Source organism: bacterium (assembly GCA_004322275.1).
In the GTDB taxonomy this organism is placed as follows: Bacteria; Desulfobacterota; Deferrisomatia; order Deferrisomatales; family BM512; genus SCTA01.
The window spans coordinates 1-8,373 of the sequence record SCTA01000010.1 but is presented as its reverse complement, the minus strand read 5'-3'; the positions used below and the strand labels follow the sequence as shown (position 1 = coordinate 8,373).

6 protein-coding genes are annotated in these 8,373 nt (G+C 57.7%); 3 read left to right on the top strand and 3 right to left on the bottom strand.

The window, feature by feature from the left end; genetic code table 11:
* Positions 1-135: 135 nt before the first annotated feature.
* Together hypB and hypA are read right to left on the bottom strand one after the other, a co-directional pair.
* The gene (gene hypB, locus EPN96_03320) at positions 136-813 is read right to left on the bottom strand and encodes a hydrogenase accessory protein HypB (GenBank protein TAL17996.1); all 678 of its coding nucleotides are present in this window, start codon (positions 811-813) and stop codon (positions 136-138) included.
* Positions 814-825: 12 nt separating this feature from the next.
* Positions 826-1,167 (bottom strand): hydrogenase maturation nickel metallochaperone HypA, encoded by a 342-nt coding sequence (gene hypA / locus EPN96_03315; protein TAL17995.1) that lies wholly within the window; start codon positions 1,165-1,167, stop codon positions 826-828.
* Positions 1,168-1,431: 264 nt separating this feature from the next.
* On the opposite strand from hypA, the gene EPN96_03310 reads away from it, so the two are divergent.
* From EPN96_03310 to EPN96_03300, 3 genes are all read left to right on the top strand, one after another.
* Entirely contained in the window at positions 1,432-2,715 is a 1,284-nt protein-coding gene (locus tag EPN96_03310; protein ID TAL17994.1) for an IMP cyclohydrolase, read from the top strand.
* Positions 2,716-2,971: 256 nt separating this feature from the next.
* Positions 2,972-6,019, top strand: a complete 3,048-nt coding sequence (locus EPN96_03305; GenBank protein TAL17993.1) for a hypothetical protein — start codon at positions 2,972-2,974, stop codon at positions 6,017-6,019.
* Entirely contained in the window at positions 6,016-7,263 is a 1,248-nt protein-coding gene (locus EPN96_03300) for a hypothetical protein (GenBank protein ID TAL17992.1), read from the top strand. The genes EPN96_03305 and EPN96_03300 overlap by 4 nt, the downstream gene beginning before the upstream one ends.
* A gap of 127 nt (positions 7,264-7,390) precedes the next feature.
* Here the strand turns inward: EPN96_03300 and EPN96_03295 are convergent, their stop codons facing one another.
* Positions 7,391-7,789 carry a hypothetical protein gene (locus tag EPN96_03295; GenBank protein TAL17991.1) on the bottom strand — a complete coding sequence of 133 codons (399 nt, stop codon included), beginning with the start codon at positions 7,787-7,789 and terminating at the stop codon, positions 7,391-7,393.
* Positions 7,790-8,373 lie beyond the last annotated feature (584 nt).

Genomic DNA, 8,373 nt, shown 5'->3' with positions numbered 1-8,373 from the left:
CGCATCCGGCTTTTGGCCCGCTTTTGCCGCTCATCAATCGCAAAACCTCGCCGTAGAACAACTACGCCTGCGGTTTTGCTCAGTCTTCGCGACAAAATCGCTCTCAAAATCCGGCGCGATTTCCGAAAGGCCTATTTACGGACAAGCCCTTGTCTCTTTCGCCCTGGAGGCGAGATATTCTATCCACCCTTCCATCCCCTCGCCCGACTTCGCCGAAACGAGAAAGAGGCGAATGGAGGGGTTGACGGCCCTTACGTTGCGCTCCAGAAGCTTAAGATCAAACTCCAGGTGCGGCAGAAGATCGGTCTTCGTTATGAGGCAGGAGGCCGCCGCGTGAAAGAGCGAAGGGTACTTGAGCGGCTTGTCCTCTCCTTCGGTAACGCTCACGAGGGCGACCTTCTCGTGCTCCCCGACGTCGTAGGCGGAAGGGCAGACAAGGTTGCCGACGTTTTCGACGATGAGAAGGTCGAGCCTTTCCGGCAGGCGGGGAGCCAGATTGGAGTAAGCCTTCCCCACCATTGAGGCGTCGAGGTGACACGCGCCCCCGGTGATTACCGCCTCGACCGGTACGCCCGTTGAAGCCACGCGGTCGGCGTCGTTTCTTGTCTGCACGTCGCCCTCTATTACGGCTACCGAAAGCCCGCCCGCGACAAGCCTGCCGAGGGTCCCTTCCAGCATCGTGGTCTTTCCGGTTCCGGGGCTCGAGATCATGTTTATGACGTAAGCGCCCTTCTCGGCGAAAATCCGCCTGTTTCTGGCCGCCAGCGCGTCGTTCGCGCCCAGAATCTTCTTTTCTACCTGAATCTCCCTCATTAACGCTCCATTTTACTCCACTTCCAGCGAATTTATAGAAAGCTCGTCCCCCGCTACCATACTGGCGGCCAAAGAGCCGCAGCCGGGACAGGGGTCGAGCCTCGATTCGGCGGTGTAGTCCTTTTGGCATTCGTCGCAGGAGAAGGTCGGCTCCACGAGGATTATTTCTACCCCGCACCCCCCCATTATCGTCGATTCCCCGATGACTCCCAGCGCGAACCGCAGGGTCTCCGGCTCCACACCTGACCAGCGGCCCACGCTTATGGAGATGGAGGCTATTCTACCGGCCCCCTCCCTTTTCGCCTCTTCGAGGGCTATCTTAGAGATCTCGGCTGCAATTCCCATTTCGTGCATTCTCGCTTGGGTTTCCCTTCCGTCCGTACTTTACAAACCATGCGGGCGCTTTAAGATACATCAGCGTTATGGTATAGAAAAGAGTTCATAAATCAGGATGTTGCTGAAAACTGCTGCGAGCCCCATCTTCATCGTCGCGTGCTCGCTCGAAGCTCGGCGTATTAACTATACTGCCTCACTTCTCGCTCCGCGTCTCCTTGAATCCGGGGCTCTCGCGACGTTTTCGGCAACATCTTAAATTCGCCAACTCCCGAAGGAGGTTCCATGTCCGAACTAAAGCAAATGTACCGCACCGTGATGGATGACAGTTTTCCGGATACGATGACCGTAACCTTCGGCGATCAGACCCTCACCTATAAAAAGCGCGCCTGGAAACTGCCTGAATCGGATGGAACCCTGGTCGAAAAGGGCCTTCGCTACGGCGAAAACCCCGGACAGGAGGCGGCGCTCTACGAGCTTGCTGGCGGGAACCTCGTGCTCGGAAAGTGCAGGTTCATCGAGCCGGGAAACGGCCTCGTCTCGGCCCTCACGGAAGCCCAGATGGTTCAGGCGGGCAAGCACCCCGGCAAGACCAACCTCACCGACGTGGACAACGGCCTTAATATTTTAAAATACCTGATGGACAGGCCCTGCGCCGTCATCCTCAAGCACAACAACCCCTGCGGCGCCGCCCAGGACGATACCCTCGCCGCCGCCTACAGGCGCGCCGACAGGGCCGACCGCATAGCCGCCTTCGGGGGCGCTCTGGTCGTAAACAGGCCGCTGGACAAAGAGACCGCCGAAGCGGTCAGCAAGAACTATCTGGAAGTCGTCGCCGCCCCCGATTACGAGGAAGGCGCTCTTGAGATACTCACAAAGAAAAAAGACCTGCGCATCCTCCGGATTCCCGGCATCGACAACCTGAAAAACTACCTCGCGAAGCGTTTCGTCGAATTCAAGGCCCTCGTGGACGGCGGCATAATCGTGCAGCAGTCGCCGCTCAACGCGGTAACCTCCGTTAACGACTTCAAGCCCGCCGTCACCGAGTACAAGGGAAGCACCTACAAGGTCAACCGCGAGCCCACGAAGGAAGAGCTTTCAAACCTCCTCTTCGGCTGGTGCGTCGAGCAGGGAATAACCTCCAACTCGGTGATCTACGTCAAGGACCACTGCACGGTGGGCATCGGCACCGGCGAGCAGGACAGGGTCGGCGTTGCGGAAATCGCCGTCTTCAAGGCCTATACCAAGTACGCAGACCTCCTGTGCTTCGACAAACACGGCGTACCGATGAAGGATTTCGAGCTTTCCGTCCTTCGCGGCGAAAAAGACCCCGCGGCTCTTGAAGAGATACGCGAGGAGACGGCGAAGGCCAGAGGCGGGATAACCGGCTCGGCGATGATCTCCGACGCCTTCTTCCCTTTCCGCGACGGCGTGGACGTGGGTCTCTGTCAGGGAGTGACCGCAGTCTGCCAGCCCGGCGGCTCGGCGAGGGATTACGAGGTCATCGAGGCGGTGAATCAGGCGGGAGCTACTATGGTCTTTACGGGGCAGCGCTGCTTTAAACACTAAAAGTAGAAAAAAAACGTAACGAGAAGCCCCGGTTTTCAAGGAGCCGCGCAGCGGCCCGCCTTCGCTAAAGATACGGCGGGCAGGGTAATTTTTTCCAACTTCCGGCAATCTATTTCGGCGAAGGGCAAGGAGTCCGCAGGGCGCGCGGTCGCAGGCAGTATCGTTTATACGCCAAGACCCGCGCCCGAGAAACGACGCTGCCGTTCGCCGAAAGAGGAAGCCGGGGCAGTAGTTTTCCAATGAAGGAGTTTTATAGTTGTCTCTCTACGTCGGCTGCGACCTTGGTACCGTTTCAATAAAGGTAGCGGTCGTATCGAGCGACCCCGCCTTTTCGCCTTTCGGGGGCGAGTTTCGCCGCGTTGACGGGCCGAAGTCCGCAGGGCAAATCTTCGTCTTCCCCCCGAGGAGAATCCACGGAACCCCTTTCGATTCGGCCGAAACCTTTTTGCGGGAGCTTGAGGGGTTCTTTCCCGGCGGCTTTCGCCTCGCCTTCACCGGCAGCGGCGCGAAGCCGGTCGCCGCGCATTTCGGCGCTCCGTATTTCTCCCCTTACAAGGCGCTCGCCCACGGAGTAGGCACTCTCCACCCCGGCGCGGATTCCCTCGTCGAAATAGGCGGGGAGAAATCCCGCTTTATCGAGATTGAGAGCGACGGAAGCGAGATATTCATAACCGACTACGACCAGAATGGCGAATGCGCGGCGGGAACAGGTTCTTTCATCGATCAGCAGGCGTCGCGGCTGGGCTACGCCACCGAAGAGGTCGGCCTCATAGCAAGATGTTCGGGCCGCCCCGCCAAGATCGCCGGAAGGTGCTCGGTCTTCGCCAAGTCCGACATGATCCACGCCCAGCAGAAAGGCGCGACTCCTCCCCAGATTCTGAAGGGGCTCTGCGAGGCGGTGGCGAGAAATTACAAATCCTCCGTGGTCAAGGGGCGAAAGCTTGGCGGCAGGACGGCCTTCGTGGGCGGGCTGGCCAACAACGAGGGAGTCGCCGACGCTCTCGGAAACATAATAGGAGAGAATTTTTTCGTCCCCGCCGACCCTTCCTCCCTCGCCTCCATCGGGGCGGCGCTCCTTGCTAAAGGCGACGGTTCGCCCGTCGTAATCCCCTCTTCGGTCCCCTCACCCGCCAAACCGGTCTTCCCTTCCTTCGAGAAACTTTCCACCAGTAAAGTCAAGCGGATAGAGCCGATACCTGCGACGTTGCCTGAAGGGGATATTTTCGACGCCTACCTCGGCGTTGACGTAGGCTCCGTCTCCACCAATCTCGTCCTCATCGACGACAAGGGGCAACTTCTCCACGAAATTTACCTTCGCACGAGGGCGCGTCCCGTCGAGGTCGTCAGGGAAGGACTTAAAGAGATTTATGAGCTTTTCGGCGAAAGGGTCAATGTTCTCGGGGTCGGAACCACAGGCTCCGGGCGCGAGCTCATCGGGGAGCTCATAGGGGCCGACACCGTCAACGACGAGATAACCGCCCACAAGACCGGGGCCTACCACGTCGCCGACAGGCGGCTCGACGGCAGGGTGGATACGATCTTCGAGATAGGCGGGCAGGACGCCAAGTTCATAAACCTCCGGGACGGGATCGTCGTGGATTTTACGATGAACGAGGCTTGCGCGGCGGGCACCGGCTCCTTTCTGGAGGAACAGGCCGAAAAACTCGGAATAAACATCATCGAGGAGTTCGCGAAGATAGCCTTTTCCTCCTCCGCCCCTACCCGGCTCGGCGAGAGGTGCACGGTCTACATCGAAAAGGACCTCTCCTCCACGCTCGCCCAGGGGGCTGAAAAGCGCGACGTTATCGCCGGGCTCGCTTACTCCGTGGCGCTCAACTACCTCAACCGCGTCGTGCGCGGCAGACCCATCGGCGAGGTGATTTTCTTTCAGGGCGGCACCGCCTACAATCTCGCCGTCGCCTCCGCCTTCTCGCACATTCTCGGCAAGGAGATAGTGATTCCCCCTCACAACGGCGTCATAGGCGCTTACGGCTCCGCCCTTCTGGCCAAGGATAAGATGGCGGGCGCCGGAAAGCCGAGCACTTTCAGGGGCTTCGACCTTAGGCTGGGCGACATCTCGGTCCGGGATTTTTCCTGCAACGGCTGCTCGAACCTCTGCGACATCAAGGAGTTCGAGATAGAGGGCTCAAAGAGCTACTGGGGCGACAAGTGCTCCGAGAAGTTCCGGAAACCGGTAAAATCCGACAGAAAACCGGTAACGGAAGACCTGATCGCCCTTCGCTCTGTACTCCTCGAAACTGATTACCTGGCCAGGTTCCGGGAAAACGTCTACGGCGAGAACCTCAGGCGTGATGCGGAAAAAGCGCTTTCTTTTTCGAGCAAGACCGCCGGTAAAACCGCCGGCGTCCTTCAGGCGATGTACTACTACTCGCGGCACCCCTTCTGGCGCGCCTATCTCGAAGTCTTGGGCTTCGGGATAATCCTCTCCGGGCCGACGGCGAAAAAAGTCATCGACGCCGGAGTCGAGGGAGCGGTCGCGGAGCCCTGCCTGCCGATACAGACCGCGCACGGGCACCTCGCCGCCCTCGCGGAACACTCCGTCGATTTCATCTTTTGCCCCGCGCACATAAGCGAAGAGACGGAAGACCTCTCTGTCCAGTCCCACGCCTGCCCGTGGGGGCAGACGCTGCCCTTCGTCCTTTGCCACAGCCCCTCCGCCGAAAATTTCTCCGGCAGATTCCTTTCGCCCCTCGTCCATTTCAGGCATGGCGAGGAGTTCGTCGAAAAAGAGCTTTTCAAGACCTTCTCCCCCTTCGCCGCAAACCGCGCCCACCACCGGCTCGCGGTAAAGCTGGCCTACGCGGCGCAGGCGGCCTTCACCGGCGCTGTAAGGGAGGCGGGAGAGAAGGCGATAAAAGCCGTCGAGGAAGCCAAAGAGAGCGCCGTGGTCCTCGTCGGGAGGCCCTACAACCTCTTCGACCCCGGAATGAACATGTCTCTCCCCTCGCGGCTGCGCCGGGACTACGGGCTGAACGTAATCCCCATAGATTTCATACCCGACAGCGGCGTGGACATCTCCGGGGTGAACGACAACATGTTCTGGAACTACGGCAGGCGGATACTAAAGACCGCTCTCTGGACGGCCTCACGGGAGAACATGCACATAATCTACTTCACCAATTTCAAGTGCGGCCCCGATTCCTACATCAAGGGTTTCGCGTCGGATGCGGCGGTAAAGCCCTTTTTGACCCTCCAGTTCGACGCCCACAGCGGCGACGCGGGCATGCTCACGCGGGCCGAGGCCTACCTCGATTCCAAAGGGCTTCTGAGGGGGAAAAGATGAGCGAAAACAGCTCCCTCGAAGGCAGAACCATCGAAATTCCCGGAATGTGCCGTGGGACGGCGCACACCTTCGCCGGGGCCTTCCGCTCCTTCGGCCTCGATGCAAAGGGCAGTCCCGAGGGCGACGACGCCACCCGCGAACTGGCCCTGAAACACCTTGGCGGCGACGAGTGCTACCCGCAGATAATCACCCTCGGCAATTTCCTCAAATCCGCCACAGCGCCGGGTTTTATTCCCTCGCGCTCGGCGGTCTTCATGCCCACCGCCTCCGGCCCCTGCCGCTTCGGCCAGTACTCCCGCGTCTTTCGGCGCACGCTGGAGAAGATGGGGCTCGGCGAGGTGCTCATCCTCTCCCCGACCTGCGATAACGGTTACAGGGGGATCGGGGAAAGAGGACCGGAGCTCCTGCGTTACTGCTGGTGGGCGGTGGTCGCGGCAGACCTACTCCGCAAGATGCTCCACCGCTACCGCCCCTACGAACTGGTTCCGGGGATGACTGACAAAGTCTACTGGAAATGCATCGAAGACGCCGCCGACACCCTCGCGCAGCAAGACAGGCGCGGGCCCAGGAAATTCGCGGACATGGTGATGTGCATGGGCCGCTGCCGCGAGCGCTTCCGCAAGATAAAGGCCGACCTGACGCAGAAAAAACTCCTGATCGGAGTCGGGGGCGAGATCTTCTGCCGCCTCAACACCTACTCCAACGACGACATCGTCAGAAAAATAGAAGCCCACGGCGGCGAAGGTTGGCTGTCCGACATAACCGAGTGGGTCTACTATGTAAACCTCTGGGAGATGGAAGAGCTGCGCACCTTCGAGGGCTCCTTCAACACCCGGATGCTGAAGGCCAGGGTGAGCGACGCGGTGCAGCGCAAGGAAGAGCACTCTCTGGCGAGGGTCTTCGAGAAAGATTTAAAAGGCCGCGAAGAACCCCATTCCGTGTGGGAGATAGTGAAGGCCGGCGAGAAGTACATCCCCGCCCACGCCGCCCTCGGAGAGATGATCCTCAGCGTCGGCAAGGCCTCGTGGTATCAGAGGAAAAACTGCGCTGGGATGGTCGACATAAGCCCCTTCACCTGCATGAACGGCATAGTCTCCGAAGCGCTCTACCCCAAGGTCATCAAAGACCTCGAAGGCATGCCCATCCGCACCTTCTACTTCGACGGAACGAAAGCAGACACCGACGGAGATGTGGCGATATTCATGGAGTTGGCGAAGAGGTATGCAAAGAAGAAGGGGATATAGATTGACGCAGCAACTTAAAGGCCGTCATTCCCGCGCATGCGGGAATCCAGAGGCTTTTAGCCTTTCCTCGTCATTCACGCGCAGAGTGGGTAGGCTACCCGGTTTCGGGGAATTGAACCCAGAGAGATTAAAACCATTCGATGCCTCTCAATATTCCGTTTCCATATTTTTTTAAAATTATGGAATTATATTCTAAAGCCTTTTGGTATTGCGAATCATCAGGTTGAATTAAATCTATATTAAAACTTGGCTCATATTTATTTATTAAATCAATGAAAGACTTAATATTTACCCTGTCTTTATCGTTTGGAAATTTGGTATCGACCCCTCTTATTATTTCAAAATAAAAAAAATTATCTTTGACGTCGTAATCCAAACTTATTCTAATTTCATTATTCCTATACTCAATAATATAGTCAAAATCATATTCTTCCTCTTTTACAATCTCAAAACCGTATTCCGCTATTAAAAACGCAAATGCCGATTTTACCTTCTCCAGAAAGTCAACAACGCTATATTTTCTCATGGCAATCCTCGTAATAGTTATTATTCGCCAAACAATTCGGCTGTTTCCATGTCGTAGCCGTGTAGGGTGGGCACGGCCCACCAAACGCTATAAATCATTAATGTAATTATATACTTGCGGGCTGCCCGCCCGCACCGGGCACCGCTTCTTTTGACCGCCCAAAAGAAGCGGTGGGATGAAAAGGCGCGCCCCCTTTGCGCCAAAACACTCGTTCGTCGCTCGGCGAGCGCGCAAATCGCCACGGGCTCATGGCGCGCTCACAAGCACCCTCGCTCTCTCACTCGCTGGCGCCGGAGGGCGTGGAGAACGAAAAGAAGGCTCGAACAAAAGCGAAATTATTTGAGCTTTTGTTCTCGAAGGTAGATTTTCTACACATATCTCAAATAGCTGTAAACAAATTACCTTCGAGCACACGAGATCAAATAATCCTTCTCGTGTGCGAGCCATCCTTTCGTCACTCCTCATGGCCCATACGCGGCGCAACGAGTGGAGGCGTCGGGCCGGCGCGGGGTCTTAGCGAGCAAAGCGAGCGGGTGCCCCGTACGGCCCAGCCGGAACGAAGTGGTCGCGCTTTTTAAAGCGCG